Raw genomic sequence first — 18,935 nt, forward strand, 5'->3', positions numbered from 1 at the left:
GCGCCTTAGGCGCCTTTTTGGTTTTAGAAGAGTGTTTGCATCTAAAGATACCGGGCTTACTGGTAGAGATACTTGGTAAACAGCAATTCGGTCAGTAACCGTTTGTTGGTCTCGATAAGTAGTAGCTCGTTAACTTTGTTCAAGCAGGCCTGGCGGATTTCTTCTCGTCCAGCCAGTGATTTGATCCTAGCTTCTGGCTGCTGACCAATGATGCTGATGATAGCATCACGGATCAGCGGAGCATGGTGCTCAACTTCGGGGATCAGCGAAGGGTCAGCGACCATGAGGTCAACCTGCAAGCGGAGGTAACCGATCCGCTTGCCTTGGCTTACATAATTGGTCGTAATGTCTGGGGCCAAGGTGTAATAGGTATATTGTGGATTGGCCGTGGCCGCATCGTTGGCGTTGGCTGACATTGGCACCAGTAAACTCGCCAAGAGGAAAAGTAGTCTAGGTAAAGTTAATTTCATTATCATGCTCATAGAGTTATTGGTTTTTATGGCTGCAAATGAGTTTCTTTCGATCGTAACGATATTCGTACTGGTTACAGCTTGCTACAATGGTGTTTATTCATGGTAATAAATTAACCTTGATCTACCAAGCCCTTGTCGGTAATTGGGTAGAGATTTTGTTGGAAAGATGTCGAAATTCAAACAGTTGTACAAGCCCTTGTTAGATAGCGCCCAATGGCTGGCACCGGAAGATACCGTCATTGAAGGAACTGAATTTGGGCATTGGTTGTTGGAGTTGGACTCCTTGTCCCGCCGGTTTGAGCGTCACTGCCGGGCATTTACTGTCTCTCTGGAAGAGCAGGGACAGATCCACCGTGAGCGTTTGACCGACGACGAACGTGCCCTGATCGGTGATGTTGACTGCCTGCTACGCAAGGTTGTACTCAAGGGGGATGGTGTGCCGTGGGTATTTGCCAGAACCTTGATCCCGCTGACTACCCTAACAGGGCAAGAGCAGGATCTGGCCCAGCTGGGGGAAATGCCACTCGGGTTCCGCGTGTTTACTGATCGCAGTGCGCGTCGTGATGCGCTGGAGGTTGCCAATGTCGGGACTGAAAATAAACCGGTTTGGGCCCGCCGTTCGCGATTGTGGCTGAATAATAAGCCACTGCTGGTGGCGGAATTATTTTTGCAGGAAGCACCTATATATAAGGAGACCCTAAGTTGGAAATGACCAAGATGAAAGCGTTCTGGCAGCTGGCGCGCTTCGATCGTCCTATTGGTAGCCTGTTGCTATTGTGGCCGACACTGTGGGCGTTGTTTTTGGCCGCCGAAGGCATGCCCAATCCTCATGTGATGTTGGTTTTTGTACTTGGGGTGATTTTCATGCGGGCGGCAGGATGTGTGATCAACGACTTTGCAGACCGTAATTTCGATGGCCACGTCAAACGCACAGCCAAGCGGCCGATGCCGTCGGGCAAGGTATCAGAGCGTGAGGCGCTGGCCTTGTTTGGCCTGTTGGTGTTGGTGTCATTCTTGTTGGTTCTGACAATGAATACCCTGACTATCATGTTGTCGGTCGTGGGCGTGGTATTGGCCGCAGCTTATCCGTTCATGAAGCGTTATACCCACCTGCCTCAGCTGGTGTTGGGGATGGCATTCGGCTGGTCGATTCCGATGGCCTACGCGGCGCAGGCCGGGGAGCTGCCAGCGGTGGCATGGTTGCTGTTTGTTGCTAATATCCTATGGACTATCGCCTATGACACCCAGTACGCTATGGTGGACCGTGATGATGATCTCAAGGTCGGGATCAAGTCTACTGCCATCCTATTTGGTCGGTTCGATAAGATGATCATTGGCCTGCTGCAGCTGGGAACCTTGGTATTGCTGATTGCTGTCGGGGCGATTGAAAATCTGTCACAGGTGTATTACTGGTGTCTTTTGCTGGCCTCGTCATTGTTCGTCTATCAGCAAAAGCTGCTGCGAGGCCGTGAACGTGAGCCATGTTTCAAGGCTTTCTTGAATAACAACTATGTCGGCATGTTGATTTGTGTCGGTATCTCGGTCAGTACCTATTTGACATAAAAGCAGACAGTACAAACCAACCTGAGAAAGCGCCGTTAACGGCGCTTTTTTGTTTTTGTGTGCATATGATACCAACCTACATAAATATTTGATCAGCCTTGCACTGGAAAAATACTTGATCAACGACTTATCCTGATTGGTATGAAAAGTGGTACGGTTTGGTCGCTGGGCAGTAGATCGATATAGAAAAGGGCCGCAAATTGCAGCCCTTTTGGTGTGGTGGTGAGTGTGATTACTCGCCGCTGTTGGTCTCTTCGCCCCGGTCTTCGCGGTTCATGACGGCTTGGATAGTCAGCTTCACTTCCGGTGACACCAAGGCAGCCAACTGTTCGGCAAGTTGCTCGACCGGTTGTGATACTGCGTGGCACTCCTCATTGAGGTAGCCTTCGCTGCGCAGGGTTTTCACCAAGATCGCAAATACGCCCTTGTCGAAAAATTCTGGTGCATTAATGCCATGTAAGCGGCTCAGGCGCTGGGCCATCATCTGGCTTTGCTGCTCAAGGTCGCTTCTCATCAGCTGCGGCTCGGAGTTAAGCAGGGTCAGGGAAATCGCATAACGCTGCAAGGTTTCAGATATCGTGCGTGCCAGCAAATGCAGCGGGCCGATACGGGCGCTGTTAAGGCTTATTTGATCACCATTGCGTAATACCAGTCGCTGGCGAACCAGCTCGTCGACTTGTGCCTCAATTACTGTTTCCAGCTCTTCTTTGCTAAAGCGCAGGAACAGCTCGGCTTGAAGGAACGGATATAAGCGAGTGACCTGCTCGACAATTTTATCCACGCTTAGCTTTTGGTGGTGGATCATGATATTGGCGATCAGTGATGGCATCGCAAACAGGTGGATGATGTTGTTGCGGTAGTAGGTCATCAGGATCGCCTGCTGGCGGTTCAATGAGACCATTTCACCCAGGCTATCACGCTCGACAACGAACTTGTCCATGTCGATAGCGTGCTTAACCATCGCCTGGGCATTTTCATCCGGAACGGTGAATTTTTCCGAGTATGGCACGTTACGTAGCAACTGTAGGTAGCAGTCTATTTGCTGCTCGAGATCTTTACGGCTAAGGGCGCGCTGGCGTGCTGCAAGCAGTGCGACACCACATAACGTTAGGGCGTTAGTAGCGGCTGCATCGTTGATGTGGGTCATCATTTTCACGGCTAAGTCGTTCACTACCGGGGTCAACCATTGTGGGCGTTGAGGTTCGATAGGGTCGATATCCTTGTGCCATTCAGGTACATGCTCGTTGAGGTAGTGATTGAGTGGGATCGGCTCACCGAAATTGACATAGCCTTGGCCGAGGTTACGCAGTTTACGCAGGGTACGAATCACCTGACCGATGTTTTCCTTCTCTTTGCCCTTGCCGCGCAGCTCGTTGGCATAGGTCGCTACTTCCATCACGTGTTCGTAGCCGATGTAGACTGGTACTAGGGTAACCGGGCGGTTCAGGCCGCGCAGCATCGCCTGAATAGTCATTGACAGCATACCGGTTTTGGCTGGTAGCAAACGGCCCGTTCGTGAACGGCCACCTTCGCTGAAGTACTCGACCGAATAGCCCTTGGCAAACAATTCAGCCAAGTATTCGCGGAATACTGTCGAGTAAAGGCGGTTGCCCTTGAAGCTACGACGGATAAAGAAGGCACCGCCGCGGCGGAAAATCTGTCCGGCCGGGAAGAAATTGAGGTTGATGCCTGCGGCAACATGCGGCGGCACTAAGCCTTCTCGGTATAGTACGTAAGACAGCAGCAGGTAGTCCATGTGGCTGCGGTGGCAGGGTACATAAACAATCTCATGGCCGTCTTGGGCCAACTTACGAACCTGCTTGGCATTGTGGATGTTCAGCCCTTGGTAGAGCTTGTTCCACAGCCAGCCAAGGAAGCGCTCCCCGCGTTTGATCAGTGAGTAGGAGAAGTTGGCGGCAATTTCTTCCATCATGTCGACGGCTTCTTTGCGTACCTTTTCAACAGGTACATCACGGCTTGCGGCTTCTTCTGCGACGACTTTTTCAATCGCTTTGGAGTTAAGCAGGCGGTTAAATAGCACTTGGCGGTCAGGTAATTTCGGCCCTGACGCAGCCAACTGCTGGCGTGAGAAGTGGATACGGGCCACCCTCGCCAGTTTATTGGCAATTGAATCGTCGGTACCGTGGTGATCGGCCATGTAGCGTAGAGAAACCGCCGGGCTCAGGCGTACCATACAGTCGCGGCCATGACCGAGGATAGTGAAAAACTTTTCCGGGCCATTGAGCGGGCGCAGTACCGGTTTGTGATTCTCTTCCTTGCCGGGTTTGCGGCCCCAGAGAATAGAAGCCGGAACCACCTGGATATCCAGTTCACTATCTTGTGTGTGGTGCTCGAGCAGGGCGGTAAACAGGTTGATAGATTCCTGTGGTAACGCGTTCTTATCACCAAAGACACTCGGTCCATCGGAAATATAAACATAGCGGACAAATTGCTGCCCGTTAATCTCCAGTGGGGACAAGGGATCAGGCAAACCTAGCGCCTTAGTGCTGCTGCGCAGTGTCATCAAATCGGTGTTGGAGCGGAACGGCAGGATGTAAACAATCGGGCGTTCTAGGTCCAGTTCCAGATCCGCTGCAGGATCGGAAGGGATTGAGTGGGTTTTAACCAGCAGAGAAAGCGGCAAATCCAGTATTTTTTGATAGATTTTCTGCCAACTTGACATATCTTTTACTAGCCTCGAATTCTTAATGCGTGGAAGGATAGCAGAAAAAAACCAGTTATAAGCAGCGAAATAGCACAGACGAGTCTTTATATGACATTTTTATTGATTTCCCAACGTACTTTGACTGAACAACAGAGTATGAAAATGCTAAGACCACGATCGGTTACTTGCTGGTGAATTTGCGGCAAAATTGTTGTTTTCCTAAACAATAACCTTTTCAAGCGTGATAACACTGGATATACTCACAGTGAACTGTATAAAAAGACAGGGTGAGCTATGAAGCCGTTAACGCCGCGCCAACAAGAAGTCTTTGATTTGATCAAAGCAAAAATTGAAGATTCTGGAATGCCGCCAACACGTGCTGAAATAGCCCGTGAACTCGGCTTCCGTTCTGCTAATGCTGCTGAAGAACATCTCAAGGCATTGGCCCGTAAAGAAGTGATTGAAATTATTCCTGGCGCTTCGCGTGGGATCCGCTTGCTGGGTAACCGCGAGGAAGAAGAGAGCGGCCTGCCGTTGATCGGCCAGGTTGCTGCTGGTGAGCCTATTTTGGCTCAGGAACATGTTGAAACCCATTACGAGGTAGACCCATCTCTGTTCAAGCCGCGTGCAGACTTTCTGCTGCGGGTGAACGGTATGAGTATGAAGGATATCGGGATCATGGACGGCGATTTGCTGGCTGTGCATAAGACCCAGGATGTCCGCAATGGTCAGGTGGTTGTGGCCCGGGTTGAAGATGATGTGACCGTCAAACGCCTTGAGCGTAACGGTGCACAGGTCCTGCTGCATGCCGAGAACGAAGAGTTTGCCCCAATTGTGGTTGACCTCAATACTCAGCACTTGTCGATTGAAGGCATTGCCGTCGGTGTGATCCGCAACACCGACTGGATGTAACGCGCCCCGCTTAAAAAGATCCATTAACGCTTTACAAGTGTTAATGATAGTCATTATCATCTTTGTATTCAAAAGGAGATGATAATGACTGAGACTGTCCGCCATGATATTCCTGCTGATCTGCTCCAACCGCTTTGGCTCCGTAGCCGTGAAAGCCTGGCCGATGATCGCTTGATTTATGATCCCGTCGCTGCCGCAGCCTGCACCCAATGTAGCCTCAAGCCTGAATGCCTCCAGGGCAATATTTCCCAGCAGCAACGGCTGCATGCTAGCCTTACGTTGATTTGTGATCGCCAAATTCAACAATTTCTTCGTCGTCACCCCGATGGGCGGATCATCAATCTAGGTAGTGGCCTGGATACCCGTTTTTATCGGGTCGATAACGGTCGCTGTCGTTGGTTCGATATTGATGTCGGTGAAAACTTGCTGTGGCGACAACGCCTGTTTCATCGTAGCGAGCGATATCAGATGCTACCTGGCTCAACCACTGATTTGTCCTGGCTGCAGGCTTTACCGCCAATGTCCGGGGCGCCGATCATAGTGCTGTGCGATCACGCTTTGCTGGCATCAAGCGAGGTCGAGTTGGCCCATGTTGTCCAGTCATTAGCCTGTCACTTTGGCCGTTTTGAGCTGTGTTTGGTTGTTGCCGGGGATCTGTGTCATTCGCCTTTGTCTGGTGAAATGGGCGTCGATAAACCTTTCGGTCATGCCATGCGTGATCCGCGTCGTAAGCTGCTGCAATGGTTACCTTGGGCGTCGGCGGTTGGTCGCTATAGCCCGATGGATAGTACTTGTTCCCGTTGGCGAGGCTGGCAGCGTTGGTTAGCGCGGATCCCTGGATTGAAATTCCGCATCTTGCCGGTATTGCTGCATATTCATCTGTAATTCTTTACAAAGGCACGCTGTTGCTGCTAGTCGGTTTCCTCTTTGTGTCTAGCATGCAATATGCCAGTTTGGTTTTTTTCCCCACTTTTCCTGCCTATTTTTTTGCGTAATTTCACGATCCTGTCCTAAGTTAAATGTAAATAAACTGTTAACCATGTGACTGCGGGTGACACCTCATCTGCAATGTATGCAGGGAAGACTCTGACTCATTTTGCGCTGTCCCCATGAGCTATTTCGTGTTCATTGGGGGTATTTGATAGGAAAAGGATAGGAGGGAGCCGGGTGATGATTCGCCATCTGATGTGCTGTCTGTTTGCTTTGTTGGTTATGCCAGCACAGGCAGACGTTCAACCCATGCCGCTGAATATGACCCAGGGAGTGACCGAGGTCAGTCAGCGGGTGTTTGATCTCCATATGACGATTTTCTACATCTGTGTAGTGATCGGCTTGGTGGTTTTCGGGGTGATGTTCTGGTCTATCATCCATCACCGTAAGTCAAAAGGGGCGGTCGCCGCTTCCTTCCACGAAAGTACCAAGGTTGAAATCCTCTGGACGGTGATCCCGTTCGTTATTCTCATCATCATGGCAGTCCCAGCCACCCAGACACTGTTGGCAATGGAAGATACTACCCAGGCGGACATGACGGTTCAGGTCACCGGCTCGCAGTGGAAGTGGCATTACCGCTATTTCGATGAGGATGTCGAATTTTACTCCTTGTTGGCAACCAGCCAAGCCCAGATCACCAATGAACGTGAAAAACGCAGCAATTACTTACTGGAAGTTGATCGGCCACTGGTACTGCCGGTTGGCAAAAAAGTGCGCTTTTTGATCACCTCGCAAGACGTCATTCATTCTTGGTGGGTTCCCGATTTCGCGGTGAAGAAAGATGCCAATCCCGGTTTTATCAACGAAGCCTGGACCCGTATCGATGAGCCTGGGATCTACCGTGGTCAGTGTGCCGAGCTGTGCGGCAAGGATCACGGCTTTATGCCGGTGGTGGTGATTGCCAAGTCTCAGGCAGATTATGAAGAATGGCTGCAAACAACTAAGGTCACCCAGCAGCAGGCGCGGGAAGAAGAGCAGCGCCTGTTGGCGATGCAGATGGATATGGATGAACTGATGACGCTGGGCGAGCAGGTCTACAACACCCGTTGTGCGATGTGTCATCAGGCCAATGGCCAGGGTTTACCAGGGGCATTTCCTGGCTTGGCAGGACAGGGGCTATCGGTTGACCCCAACGCCAAGCTTGAGCACATCAGTATTGTGGTCCACGGCAAGCAGGGAACAGCGATGCAGGCATTTGGCCCACAGTTGAGCCTTAAAGAATTGGCAGCGGTGATCACTTATGAGCGCAATGCCTGGGATAACAATACCGGAGACACCATTCAGGCTGCCGAAGTGCAGGCTGTGATGGACGGTCAGGACCTATAAAGGGAGAGAGTGACGATGACGGATATGTTGCGTGAGCAAAACGAGGTCGAGGGTACCCAGACCGAGCATGAGCAGCATGAGCATCATGAACACCACCAGACCGGTCTCAAGCGCTGGCTGTTTACCACCAACCACAAGGATATTGGCTCGCTGTATTTGATGTTCAGTTTTGCCATGTTCCTGATTGGTGGGGCAATGGCGATGGTGATCCGGGCCGAGTTGTTTCAGCCTGGGCTGCAACTGGTAGAGCCTAATTTCTTCAACCAGATGACCACAGTCCACGGCCTTATCATGGTATTTGGTGCGGTGATGCCGGCGTTTACCGGGTTGGCTAACTGGATGGTACCACTGATGATCGGTGCGCCAGATATGGCCTTGCCGCGGATGAACAACTGGAGTTTCTGGATCTTGCCTTTTGCGTTCTCCATGCTGCTGGCTTCGCTGTTCATGGAAGGGGGCGGCCCTAATTTCGGTTGGACCTTTTATGCGCCGCTGTCGACAACCTATAGCCCGGAGAGTACCGGCCTGTTTGTCTTTGCCATCCATATCATGGGGATCAGCTCGATTATGGGGGCGATTAACGTCATCGTCACCATCGTCAATATGCGTGCGCCGGGCATGACCTACATGAAGATGCCGCTGTTTGTCTGGACATGGTTGATCACCGCATTCCTGTTGATTGCGGTGATGCCGGTGTTGGCTGGGGCGGTGACTATGGTACTGACCGACAAATACTTCGGCACCAGCTTTTTTGATGCGGCAGGCGGGGGCGATCCGGTGATGTTCCAGCATATATTCTGGTTCTTTGGTCATCCGGAAGTGTACATTATGATTTTGCCGAGCTTCGGTATTATTTCGGCGATAGTTCCGGCCTTTTCTCGCAAGAAACTCTTCGGTTACAGTTCGATGGTGTATGCCACGGCGTCGATTGCCGGACTGAGTTTCTTGGTTTGGGCCCACCATATGTTCACCACCGGGATGCCGGTGGCTGCCGAGCTGTTCTTTATGTATTGCACCATGCTGATCTCGGTGCCAACCGGGGTCAAGGTGTTCAACTGGGTGGCGACCATGTGGCGTGGCTCGTTGACCTTTGAAGTCCCGATGCTGTTTGCGATTGCTTTCATCGTATTGTTTACCATCGGTGGCTTCTCCGGGTTGATGCTGGCCATTACCCCGGCTGACTTCCAGTACCATGATACGTACTTTGTGGTGGCCCACTTCCACTATGTGCTGGTATCGGGGGCGATCTTCTCCATCATGGCGGCTGCTTACTATTGGTTGCCGAAATGGACCGGGCACATGTTCGATGAGAAGTTGGCCAAGTGGCATTTCTGGTGCTCGATTATCTCGGTCAATATCTTGTTCTTCCCGATGCACTTTTTAGGCCTTGCTGGTATGCCACGCCGGATCCCTGACTATGCGCTGCAGTTTGCCGATATCAATGCGGTGGTCAGTGTAGGGGGGTTCTTGTTTGGCCTGTCTCAACTTATTTTCCTTGCGGTGGTGATCAAGTGTGCCCGTGGTGGCGAGAAGGCGGCGGCTAAGCCGTGGGATGGTGCTGAAGGGTTGGAGTGGACGGTGGCTTCACCAGCACCGCACCATACTTTTTCCACGCCACCTAAAGTGGATTAAGCGGAGGGTTGCCTATGGATAAGCCTCAGACTGAATCAACTTCCGTTGCAGGTAACAAAAAGCAGCGCTCTATCTGGTCTTTGACCCTGATGGCCGTTGCGATGTTCGGCTTTGCATTTGCCTTGGTGCCTCTGTACGACGTGTTTTGCGATATCACGGGTATCAACGGCAAAACGTCGGACACGCAGGCCGAAGCCAGTGATCGGGTTGATACCAGCCGCGAGATCACGGTGGAGTTTGTCTCGTATATCAATCCCGGGGTGCAGTGGACATTTGAACCGGAGCTTAAACAACTGGTGGTTCATCCCGGTCAGACCCATACCATTACCTACCGGGCCAAGAACCTGACCGGGCAGGAAACTGTCGGCCAGGCCGTCCCCTCGGTCAGCCCGGGGATGGGGGCCCGCTACTTGAATAAAATCGAATGCTTCTGTTTCAACCGCCAGCCGTTGGCGGCTGGTGAAACGGCCAGTTTGCCTTTGGTGTTCTATGTTGATCCGGAGTTGCCGGATGATATCAACACCTTGACCCTGGCCTATACCCTTTACAACGCCCAGCCGGATGCGCCGGCACAAACGCAATGAGGTTGAATGATGGCGAATCCCTATTCTGAACATGATCAATCTGTGACTCCTCCCCACGAGAACTATTATGTGCCCGAAGCCAGTGGCTGGCCGATCATCGGTGCTGTAGCCCTGTTCCTGATTGCCATGGGGGCTGGGGCGACGGTCGGGGATCTCTTTGGTGGTCAGGGGCCGTGGATTTTGCTGGCCGGGGTTGGCTTGTTGCTGATCATGCTGGTGGGGTGGTTCCGCGATGTGATCACTGAGTCGATGGGGGGGCTCTATAGCAGCCAGATGGACCGATCATTTCGTCAGGGCATGAGCTGGTTCATTTTCTCTGAGGTGATGTTTTTCGCTGCCTTCTTCGGCACCTTGTTCTATGCGCGGATGATTGCGGTGCCATGGTTGGGGGGGGCTGGCAATAATGCCATGACCCATGAAGTATTGTGGCCTGAGTTCATTGCCCAGTGGCCTTTGGTCATGACGCCGGGTGGCGCTGAGACAACGGCGATGGGCCCGATTGGTTTGCCGCTATATAACACCCTGATCTTACTCGTGTCGTCAGTAACGGTACATATCGCTCATACGGCGTTGGAGCAGGACAACCGGCCCAAACTTAAACTGTTCCTATTGTTGACCGTGTTGCTCGGCTCGTTGTTTGTTTACTTGCAGGGGGTGGAGTATGTCCACGCCTATGAAGATATGGGCTTAACGCTCGATGCCGGGATCTATGGCAACACCTTCTTCATGCTGACAGGCTTCCATGGTCTGCATGTCACGCTCGGGACCCTGATTTTGTTTATTGTGTGGCTACGGGTATTGCGTGGTCATTTTACCCCCGAGAAGCATTTTGCCTTCCAGGCTGGGGCGTGGTACTGGCACTTTGTCGATGTGGTTTGGCTCGGTCTGTTTGTGTTTGTTTATATCCTGTGAGGCTAGAAGTGGCCTCTAGTAAGGCCTCGGATTCGGTGTTATGTAGCCGCTGGCCAGTGCGATAAGCAGTAGGGCAAATAGGAAGACGGAGAACAGTATCCGACGTCCAAGGTGACGTGACATCGGTTGGCTTTGCTTGCCTTTGAGCATAGCTGGCAGGGCACGGAACAGATTCAGCACGATAAACATCAACAAGCAAACAATCAGGGCTTTCAGCAACATAGGGGCTCCGGTTAGATATAGGTAGGTCTCCGGTCAGGACTGGGTGAATCATGCGTCGGATAGGTTTTATTCTTTTTACTGTGGCGGTACTGATGACATTGGTCAAGTTGGGATTTTGGCAAATGACCCGCGCTCAGGAAAAAGAAAGTTTGGGCCATGCGCTGAAATTTCGCAGCGATCAGATGTATTACAGCTTGGCGAGCTTACCGTCGGATCCGCGCTGGTACAGTTTGACCTTGAGAGGAGAATTTGATCACAGCAAGGCGGTACTGCTGGATAATCAACTTTACCAAGGTCGCCCGGGCTACCACGTGCTTTACCCTTTTGCTGTCGATGAGGGATGGATACTGGTGAATTTGGGCTGGATAGCGGCACCGGTATACCGGGAGCAGATCCCGGTACTACCGGAGCATCACGGTGAGGTGATGGTCAGCGGCATTATCGCCCCGCCATCTTCCCTGCTCGAGTTGGCGGCCGAGGTGATGGGACAGGGGTATCCACTGAGGGTACAGAACATCAGTATGGCGGACTTGAGTCAACACATGGATTTGTCCCTTCCATCCTGGGTGTTGCAGATAGACCCGGACAGTCCGCTGGCACTCAATCAGACTTGGATCCCGGTGGTAATGGGACCGCATAAACATTATGCCTACGCGCTGCAATGGTTTTTGATGGCGCTTGCGGTATCAGGACTTGCATTTTGGTGGCTGAGACGGAGTAAACCATGAAGAAACAGGGAACGTTGCTATTACTTTTCGGCGCCTTCGCCTTGCCGGTTATTTTGGCCAAGCTGGTGCTGGATCTCAACTGGTACCAAGGCGGGGTGACAAACCGTGGTGAACTGCTGGGCTCACCGATGGCATCTGAATGGCTGGGGGAGAACAAACAGTGGCAGTTGATCTACCTGCTGCCAGCGCAGTGCGATGAGCAGTGCCGAGGAGCCTTGTTCAATCTGCGTCAGGTGCCGCAAGCCGTCGGAGCTGACCAAGGCAGGCTCAATAGCGTATTGCTGATTGATGGTGACATGCTTGATGGGCAGCCCTCTGATGTTAAAAAGCAGCTTTCCGGCCTCGATCAGCGGCAGGTACCCGATTACGTGGTTAACCAGCTCAAGACGCTGGAGTACGGTGCCAAAGCAATCTATATTGCCGACCCGCTCGGTAATGTGATGATGGCCTACCCCTTGGTCAAGGGGCAGGTCGCGGTGTTGGCACAGGGCAAGGATGTGCTGAGGGATCTCAAGCGGCTGCTGAAAATTTCCAAAATCGGCTAGGGAGAGCGTGGATGAAACAAGATCATTATCGATTGTGGGTCGCTCTGACTTTTGCGTTGTCACTGTGTGTGATTGCCCTCGGTGCCTACACCCGTCTTACCGAAGCGGGTTTAGGTTGCCCGGATTGGCCGGGGTGCTATGGCTTTACCGGGGTGCCGAAGGATGAAACGCAGCAGGCGCTGGCGGCATCTCGCTTCCCTGATACGCCGCTGGAAGCTGACAAGGCCTGGAATGAAATGCTGCACCGCTATGTCGCCGGTAGCTTGGGGTTGATGATTTTAGCGCTCAATATTCTGGCGTGGCGTAAACCTTCCCGACCCAAGGGGCTGCCAGCCTTGCTGTTGGTAACCGTTATCTTCCAAGCATTACTTGGGATGTGGACTGTCACTATGGTGTTGATGCCGGTGGTGGTGATGGGGCACTTACTGGGTGGGTTTACTACCGCCTCCCTTTTGTTCCTGCTCTGGCTACGGCTGGGCAGGACATCGTTACACTCTTCTTCAGCTCAGATCAGCAGTGGCTTGCAGGCCTTTGCCCTGCTCGGCTTGCTGGTTGTTTTCGGTCAGATCGCGCTCGGGGGCTGGACGGCAGCCAATTACGCGGCCGTGGTATGTACCCAGCTGCCGTTGTGTGAAGTAGATTGGCAGCAGGGGTTTGACGCCTCGGCCTTTGCCTTGATCCAGCCAGAACATGATACCTATCAATATGGAGTGCTGGATTACCAGCAGCGGGTCACAATCCATGTGACCCATAGGATCGGGGCGATGGTCACAGCAGGCGTGTTGCTTGTTCTTGCTGGTTTTTTATGGCGGCAGAGAGCCCTTAGAGGGGGGACGGCGGTGATGCTGCTGGTATTGGCCGGTCAAATTAGCTTGGGCGTTACGAATGTAGTAGCCAGTCTGCCGTTGTCGGTTGCTGTAGCCCATAACATAACCGGTGTATTGCTGCTGTTGTCGCTAGTGGCGTTGAATGTGCAGGTTTACCGGATACGGCTGGCTGGCCGTTATCCCCATCGAATGGCATCCCGGATGGGTAGCTAATAGTAACGAATAGCCAAAGGAGGGCCTGAACATGGCAAAGAGTCAGGTTGTAGCAAAAGGGGGGTATAAGCCCCTGTCATCGGCTAAGGTGTGGCAGGATTACCTGACCATGACCAAGCCCAAAGTGGTTGCCATGTTGTTGCTAACAGCATTGGTTGGGATGTGTCTGGCAGTACCGGGGATCCCACCGCTCAAGGCGGTAGTCTTCGGTTTGGTTGGGATCGGCCTGCAGTCGGCAGCGGCGGCGGCTTTTAATCATGTATTGGATCGCCGCTTTGATGCCAAGATGGCAAGGACATATCACCGCCCGTTGGCAAAAGGCCGGGTCGAAACCCATAAAGCCGTCTTTTTTGCCTGCGTGCTGATGGTGGCAGGTTTTGTGGTGTTATGGCAACTCAACGCCTTGACTGCCTGGCTGACGTTTGCCAGCTTGATTGGCTATGCCTTGGTGTATACCGTTTGGCTCAAGCACGCGACACCGCAGAATATCGTCATTGGTGGATTGGCCGGGGCGGCGCCGCCCTTGCTTGGCTGGACGGCTGTAACCGGTGAGCTGCACTCCCATGCATTGCTGCTGGTGATGCTGGTGTTTACCTGGACCCCGCCGCATTTCTGGGCGTTGGCTATCCATCGTCGTGACGATTATGCCAAGGCCGGGATCCCGATGCTGCCGGTGACCCACGGTATTGGCTATACCAAGACCATGGTGCTACTGTATACCTTGATGCTGGCCCTGGTGGGCTTGCTGCCCTGGCTGACCGGGATGAGTGGTGGGTTGTATTTGGCTGGCAGCAGTGTGCTGAATCTTGGTTTCATCGGTTATGCGCTGAAGCTGAAATTTGCCGATGAACCTGGCCATGCATGGGCAACCTTCAAGTATTCGATTTGGCATTTGCTGGCGCTGTTCGTGGTCTTGTTGGCCGATCACTGGTTGGTAGCGCTGCTGGTTTAGCTGTGGGCTTAATGACTGCTTAGCTGCAGCATTGGCCCGCTCCCTGAATATTCCCATCCTGCAGACTGGGAATAGCCCCTGTGGATTTTGTCCATGGGGGCTTTTTATTTGCGCCTGAACACCAGATAATCGCTGGTCGGGTATCGAGAGTTGAGGTTGTTGTGCTGCAAGCGTTGCGAGATAGAACATTGCACCGTCAGGTGTTTGCCCTGGCGCTGCCGATGGTGCTGTCGAATATTACGGTTCCCTTGCTGGGCCTGGTCGATGCGGCGGTGATCGGGCACCTAGAGCATGCCTGGTATCTTGGCGGGGTTGCCGTAGGCGGGACCATGATCAATGTGACGTTCTGGTTGTTGGGCTTCTTACGGATGGCCACAACCGGGCTCAGTGCCCAGGCCTACGGTGCTTCTGATCGCGATGCTCAGGCAACGGTTTTTATCCAGGGTATCGCCTTGGCGTGGTTGATGGCGCTGGTGCTGATTGTGTTCCACCGACCGGTTGCCGATCTGATCTTCCATTTCAGCTCGGCCAGCGGTGAAGTAAAGCACTATGCCGAGCAGTATTTCTCCATCCGAATTTGGGGGGCACCTGCAGCGTTGGCAAACTTTGTCATTATGGGCTGGTTGCTGGGTAGCCAAAACGCCAAGTTACCGATGTGGCTGCTGATTGTGACCAACGTGGTCAATATCAGCATGGATGTACTGTTTGTCCTCGGTTTTGGCTGGAAAGTGCAGGGAGCGGCGGCGGCGTCGGTACTGGCCGAATATAGCGGCCTGGTGTTGGGGCTATGGTTTGTCTCCCGTCAATGGCTGAGCCAAGCGCTGCCGGCATGGCGAAGCAAATTGCGCAGCATGCGCAATGGCACTGGTCGGTTGCTCAAGCTCAACCGGGATATCTTCCTGCGCAGCCTGTGCCTGCAATTAACTTTCACCTTCATGACATTCCAGGGGGCCACACTTGGCGATAATGTGGTGGCTGCTAATGCGGTGCTGATGAGTTTTCTGATGCTGGTCTCCTATGCCATGGATGGGTTTGCCTATGCCATGGAGGCGATGGTAGGCAAGGCGATTGGTGCCCGTAACCGTGCCGAGCTTGGTCGCAGTTTGGTCGGCACGACGTTTTGGAGTTTGATGATATCTCTGATACTGACTATGGCGTTTACCGTTTTTGGCAGTGACATCATCGCCCTGATTTCTGATATTCCTGCCGTACAACATGAAGCGGCCCTGTACTTACCATGGTTGGCGGCAGTGCCGCTGGTGGCGATGTGGTGCTTCTTGCTCGATGGCATCTTCATTGGGGCAACAAGGGCTAGGGAAATGCGCAACAGCATGTTCGTTGCTACCTGTTGCTATTTTGCTTTCTGGTGGTTGCTGGCCGATTTTGGCAATCATGCACTATGGGGAGCCATGTTGGGATTCATGGCAATGCGGGGAATGGGTTTAGCCGTGGTATTTGCTTATCAATGGCAAAAAAATATTTTCCTGCAACCTGCCAGTGCAAACAAATAGTTAGGATGACATGACTTATTTTGCTCATTTTTTCGACTAAAAATGCTACCCATGTGGCAAAGTGCTGGTTAAAATGTAACCTTTTTGCCACCTGGGAGGACAAATGAGAAAAGCAGTACTGGTGTTTTTTTTAACGATAATGACGGTCAGCTGGGGCGTGCCGGCCATGGCAGCAGGCCAAGGTAAGTCATACAAGGTTACGGCAACGGCGTATAATTCGGTGAGGGGCCAGACCAACTCTAATCCAACGATTGCAGCTTGGGGCGATCGGCTTAAACCGGGGATGAAAGCCATCGCGATTTCCCGAGATTTTCTGGGAAGGGGATTCAAGCGCGGCACCATCGTTAAAATCTCCGGCCTGCCGGGTGAGTATGTGGTGCTGGACAAGATGAACAAGCGTTGGAGCAACAAGATTGATATCTACATGGGGCAGGATATCAAAGCGGCAAGGAACTGGGGGCGTCGCAATGTGACCATTACCGTTGTGAAGTCATAACAACGGCATCAAAAACCTGAAAATATAACTGTTCTAGCTAATCGAATAGAACCGCTATCTTTTCAGATTCGAGAGAATACCAAGCGTGTAACCTTTTTTTGAGCGGCACTATTCAGTTTGGTATACAAAAAAGCGAGAGCCTTGGCTCTCGCTTTTTTATGTATGTTACTCAGCAGGGAAGCGGCTAGTAGTAAGAGTGCTCACCACGTGCGTGCTCGGTGATATCGCGTACACCAGTTAGCTCGCCGGCAAATTGGGCCAGTAGCTCTTTTTCGATGCCTTCTTTCAAGGTCACGTCGACCATTGAACAGCCGTTACAGCCACCGCCAAACTGAAGGATAGCGACGCCATCTTCGGTAATTTCAGCCAGTGATACATTGCCACCGTGACCAGCCAGCTGCGGGTTAACCTGCGTTTGGATCACGTAGTCGACACGTTCCATTAGCGACGCGTCGTCAGACACTTTGCGTACCTTGGCATTGGGTGCTTTCAGTGTTAGTTGTGAGCCCATTTTGTCAGTGACAAAATCAACTTCCGCATCTTCGAGGAACGGTAGGCTAAGCTCATCAACGAAAGCTGAGAACAGGTCGAATTTGATTTCGGTGTCACTAGCTTCCACAGCTTCCGGTGGACAGTAGGACACGCCGCACTCTGCATTTTGGGTCCCAGGGTTTACCACGAATACACGGATGTTTGTCCCTTCCGGCTGTTGGGCCAGAAGTTTGCCGAAGTGCTGTTGAGCATTCTCAGTAATAGTAATCATAGACACGACGTAATACCTGACTTATTTAGTAAGATTAATTCTATTCTACTCTTTGCTGCCCTTTCTATCACCCATTAATATTTGCAACCATGATTTCGACACAGATCTCGGTGATTTTCTTGAAAATTTTCACGCCGGGGTATAGCACAGGCAATAGATATCGACTCGCTCCACTCCGTGATTGTGTAGTAGGGTCGCCGCTGAAGCAACGGTACTGCCGGTGGTGACGACATCATCGACAAGGGCGACATGGGAAGGCAGCGCCTTATCGGTAAGTATAAATGCCCGCTCAAGATTATGCTGACGCTGGACCTTGTTGAGGCGATGCTGGGGAGGCGTATAGCGCTGGCGCTTTATTCTCTGGGTATCAAGGTGACTGCCGGTATGCTGGGCGACGACTTGGGCGATAAGGCTGCTTTGGTTGAAACCACGCTTAAGGCGGCGAAGCGGATGCAGCGGGATGGGCAGCAATAATGGAGCGGGATCATCGATTTGTTGCGCCAGCAGCTCGCCGAGAGGATTGGCCAGCCAGAATTTTCGTTGGAATTTGAACTGGTGGATCACATGGCGTAAAGGGAATTGATATTCGCCGGCGCGGTAGAAGCGCTGCCATGGCTGAGGAGCGTTGAGGCAATGACCGCAGTGATCGGCATCCTCCAAGAGGGTGTGGCCGCAGTGATGGCAATATGGCGGGCATGGAAAGCGAGCCAGACAATGCTGGCACCATATTGAGTGTGGGCCCGCGGCAGGAAGGTGGCATAACTGGCAGCGGTGGCCGCGGCGGAGAAAGTTGGTGAATTGAGTAATAAACGATACCATCCGTGTGATCCCTAGGCGTAAATAAAGGAAATATAGATGACCGCAGAGCTGCATTGGCAAACCCAAGGGCAAGGTTCCGATCTACTTCTCATTCATGGGTGGGGAATGAATGGTGCTGTGTGGCAGCAAGTACTTCCTATGCTGGCTCAGCATTACCGGGTCCATGTGGTTGATCTGCCGGGTTATGGTCACAGCCAGCACTGCTCGGTTGCCGATGTTGATGAAATGGCCGGTATGCTGCTGGAGCAAGCGCCAGAGCAGGCGACGTGGCTGGGCTGGTCTTTGGGGGGCTTGGTCGCCACCAGCGCCGCGCTTCAGGCACCAGATCGGGTCGAGCAGTTGGTGACTGTCGCTAGCTCGCCGTGTTTTGCGGCTGAAAAAGCGTGGCGGGGGATCAAGCCGGAAGTCTTGGCCGATTTTCGCCGTCAGCTTGATCTGGATTTTAGGACTACGATAGAGCGTTTCATGGCCCTGCAGGCGATGGGAAGCCCGTCGGCAAGACAGGATATCCGCCATCTCAAGGAAGCTGTATTGTCCCGACCCGAGCCCGAGCCGGAAGCACTGGCTTTGGGGCTAGATATGTTGGCTCAGGTGGATTTACGGCCAGAGCTTGGTGCTATATCCCAACCATGGTTGAGGCTCTATGGCCGACTCGATGGCTTGGTGCCAGCCAAGGTCGCCCGCGATCTCGACAAGCTCGCCCCGCAGTCGCAGCAACATGTATTTGCGGCTGCCTCCCATGCGCCGTTTATCTCCCATCCTGATGAATTTATCGATACGCTAAAAGCATTTACAGGTTAGT

The 18,935-nt window shown here is 52.6% G+C and carries 20 protein-coding genes; 15 read left to right on the forward strand and 5 right to left on the reverse strand.

What is annotated here, in order from left to right:
• Positions 1-56: 56 nt before the first annotated feature.
• Entirely contained in the window at positions 57-470 is a 414-nt protein-coding gene (locus ACVA53_RS03220) for a flagellar basal body-associated protein FliL (RefSeq protein ID WP_255040289.1), read from the reverse strand.
• A 169-nt stretch (positions 471-639) separates the two neighbouring features.
• Here ACVA53_RS03220 and ACVA53_RS03225 point away from each other — a divergent pair, with 169 nt between their 5' ends.
• Complete coding sequence (locus tag ACVA53_RS03225) at positions 640-1,185, forward strand: chorismate lyase (protein WP_255040290.1); 546 nt, start codon at positions 640-642, stop codon at positions 1,183-1,185.
• On the forward strand, positions 1,182-2,036 hold the full coding sequence (gene ubiA, locus ACVA53_RS03230; RefSeq protein ID WP_373689526.1) for a 4-hydroxybenzoate octaprenyltransferase: 855 nt from the start codon (positions 1,182-1,184) through the stop codon (positions 2,034-2,036). Before ACVA53_RS03225 ends, ubiA begins: the two co-directional genes overlap by 4 nt.
• A 232-nt stretch (positions 2,037-2,268) precedes the next feature.
• Here the strand turns inward: ubiA and plsB are convergent, their stop codons facing one another.
• The gene (plsB, locus tag ACVA53_RS03235) at positions 2,269-4,719 is read right to left on the reverse strand and encodes a glycerol-3-phosphate 1-O-acyltransferase PlsB (RefSeq protein ID WP_446504480.1); all 2,451 of its coding nucleotides are present in this window, start codon (positions 4,717-4,719) and stop codon (positions 2,269-2,271) included.
• Positions 4,720-4,995: 276 nt separating this feature from the next.
• Between plsB and lexA the strand changes: the two genes are divergently transcribed.
• The 6 genes from lexA to ACVA53_RS03265 all read left to right on the forward strand — a co-directional run bounded on the left by lexA (position 4,996) and on the right by ACVA53_RS03265 (position 11,057).
• Complete coding sequence (gene lexA / locus ACVA53_RS03240) at positions 4,996-5,613, forward strand: transcriptional repressor LexA (protein ID WP_255040293.1); 618 nt, start codon at positions 4,996-4,998, stop codon at positions 5,611-5,613.
• An 84-nt stretch (positions 5,614-5,697) separates the two neighbouring features.
• Complete coding sequence (locus ACVA53_RS03245; RefSeq protein ID WP_446504481.1) at positions 5,698-6,498, forward strand: class I SAM-dependent methyltransferase; 801 nt, start codon at positions 5,698-5,700, stop codon at positions 6,496-6,498.
• Between the two features lie 285 nt (positions 6,499-6,783).
• A complete protein-coding gene (gene coxB / locus ACVA53_RS03250) occupies positions 6,784-7,929 on the forward strand; it encodes a cytochrome c oxidase subunit II (protein WP_446504482.1) in 1,146 nt (381 codons plus the stop codon).
• 15 nt (positions 7,930-7,944) lie between these two features.
• Positions 7,945-9,561, forward strand: a complete 1,617-nt coding sequence (gene ctaD, locus ACVA53_RS03255) for a cytochrome c oxidase subunit I (protein ID WP_255040296.1) — start codon at positions 7,945-7,947, stop codon at positions 9,559-9,561.
• Positions 9,562-9,575: 14 nt separating this feature from the next.
• Positions 9,576-10,145: a cytochrome c oxidase assembly protein gene (locus ACVA53_RS03260; RefSeq protein ID WP_446504483.1), complete on the forward strand. Its 570-nt coding sequence runs from the start codon at positions 9,576-9,578 to the stop codon at positions 10,143-10,145.
• A gap of 9 nt (positions 10,146-10,154) precedes the next feature.
• Positions 10,155-11,057 (forward strand): cytochrome c oxidase subunit 3, encoded by a 903-nt coding sequence (locus ACVA53_RS03265; RefSeq protein ID WP_255040419.1) that lies wholly within the window; start codon positions 10,155-10,157, stop codon positions 11,055-11,057.
• Between the two features lie 15 nt (positions 11,058-11,072).
• Here ACVA53_RS03265 and ACVA53_RS03270 read toward each other — a convergent pair whose 3' ends face one another.
• Positions 11,073-11,279 (reverse strand): DUF2909 domain-containing protein, encoded by a 207-nt coding sequence (locus ACVA53_RS03270; protein WP_446504484.1) that lies wholly within the window; start codon positions 11,277-11,279, stop codon positions 11,073-11,075.
• Positions 11,280-11,329: 50 nt separating this feature from the next.
• Here ACVA53_RS03270 and ACVA53_RS03275 point away from each other — a divergent pair, with 50 nt between their 5' ends.
• The 6 genes from ACVA53_RS03275 (at position 11,330) to ACVA53_RS03300 (ending at position 16,551) form a co-directional block, all read left to right on the forward strand.
• Complete coding sequence (locus ACVA53_RS03275; RefSeq protein WP_446504485.1) at positions 11,330-12,007, forward strand: SURF1 family protein; 678 nt, start codon at positions 11,330-11,332, stop codon at positions 12,005-12,007.
• Positions 12,004-12,552 (forward strand): cytochrome oxidase, encoded by a 549-nt coding sequence (locus ACVA53_RS03280; RefSeq protein ID WP_255040300.1) that lies wholly within the window; start codon positions 12,004-12,006, stop codon positions 12,550-12,552. Before ACVA53_RS03275 ends, ACVA53_RS03280 begins: the two co-directional genes overlap by 4 nt.
• 11 nt (positions 12,553-12,563) lie before the next feature.
• Entirely contained in the window at positions 12,564-13,592 is a 1,029-nt protein-coding gene (locus ACVA53_RS03285; RefSeq protein WP_446504486.1) for a COX15/CtaA family protein, read from the forward strand.
• Positions 13,593-13,623: 31 nt separating this feature from the next.
• A complete protein-coding gene (cyoE, locus tag ACVA53_RS03290) occupies positions 13,624-14,544 on the forward strand; it encodes a heme o synthase (RefSeq protein WP_446504487.1) in 921 nt (306 codons plus the stop codon).
• 161 nt (positions 14,545-14,705) lie between these two features.
• Entirely contained in the window at positions 14,706-16,055 is a 1,350-nt protein-coding gene (gene dinF, locus ACVA53_RS03295; RefSeq protein ID WP_446504526.1) for an MATE family efflux transporter DinF, read from the forward strand.
• 139 nt (positions 16,056-16,194) lie between these two features.
• Positions 16,195-16,551 carry a 3D domain-containing protein gene (locus ACVA53_RS03300; RefSeq protein WP_373689528.1) on the forward strand — a complete coding sequence of 119 codons (357 nt, stop codon included), beginning with the start codon at positions 16,195-16,197 and terminating at the stop codon, positions 16,549-16,551.
• Between the two features lie 184 nt (positions 16,552-16,735).
• Here the strand turns inward: ACVA53_RS03300 and nfuA are convergent, their stop codons facing one another.
• On the reverse strand, positions 16,736-17,314 hold the full coding sequence (gene nfuA, locus ACVA53_RS03305; protein ID WP_255040422.1) for a Fe-S biogenesis protein NfuA: 579 nt from the start codon (positions 17,312-17,314) through the stop codon (positions 16,736-16,738).
• 129 nt (positions 17,315-17,443) lie between these two features.
• Complete coding sequence (locus ACVA53_RS03310) at positions 17,444-18,133, reverse strand: phosphoribosyltransferase family protein (RefSeq protein ID WP_446504488.1); 690 nt, start codon at positions 18,131-18,133, stop codon at positions 17,444-17,446.
• A gap of 36 nt (positions 18,134-18,169) precedes the next feature.
• Between ACVA53_RS03310 and bioH the strand changes: the two genes are divergently transcribed.
• The gene (bioH, locus tag ACVA53_RS03315; RefSeq protein ID WP_446504489.1) at positions 18,170-18,934 is read left to right on the forward strand and encodes a pimeloyl-ACP methyl ester esterase BioH; all 765 of its coding nucleotides are present in this window, start codon (positions 18,170-18,172) and stop codon (positions 18,932-18,934) included.
• The last annotated feature ends 1 nt before the right edge of the window (position 18,935 follow it).

This window comes from Photobacterium sp. DNB23_23_1 (assembly GCF_052873815.1).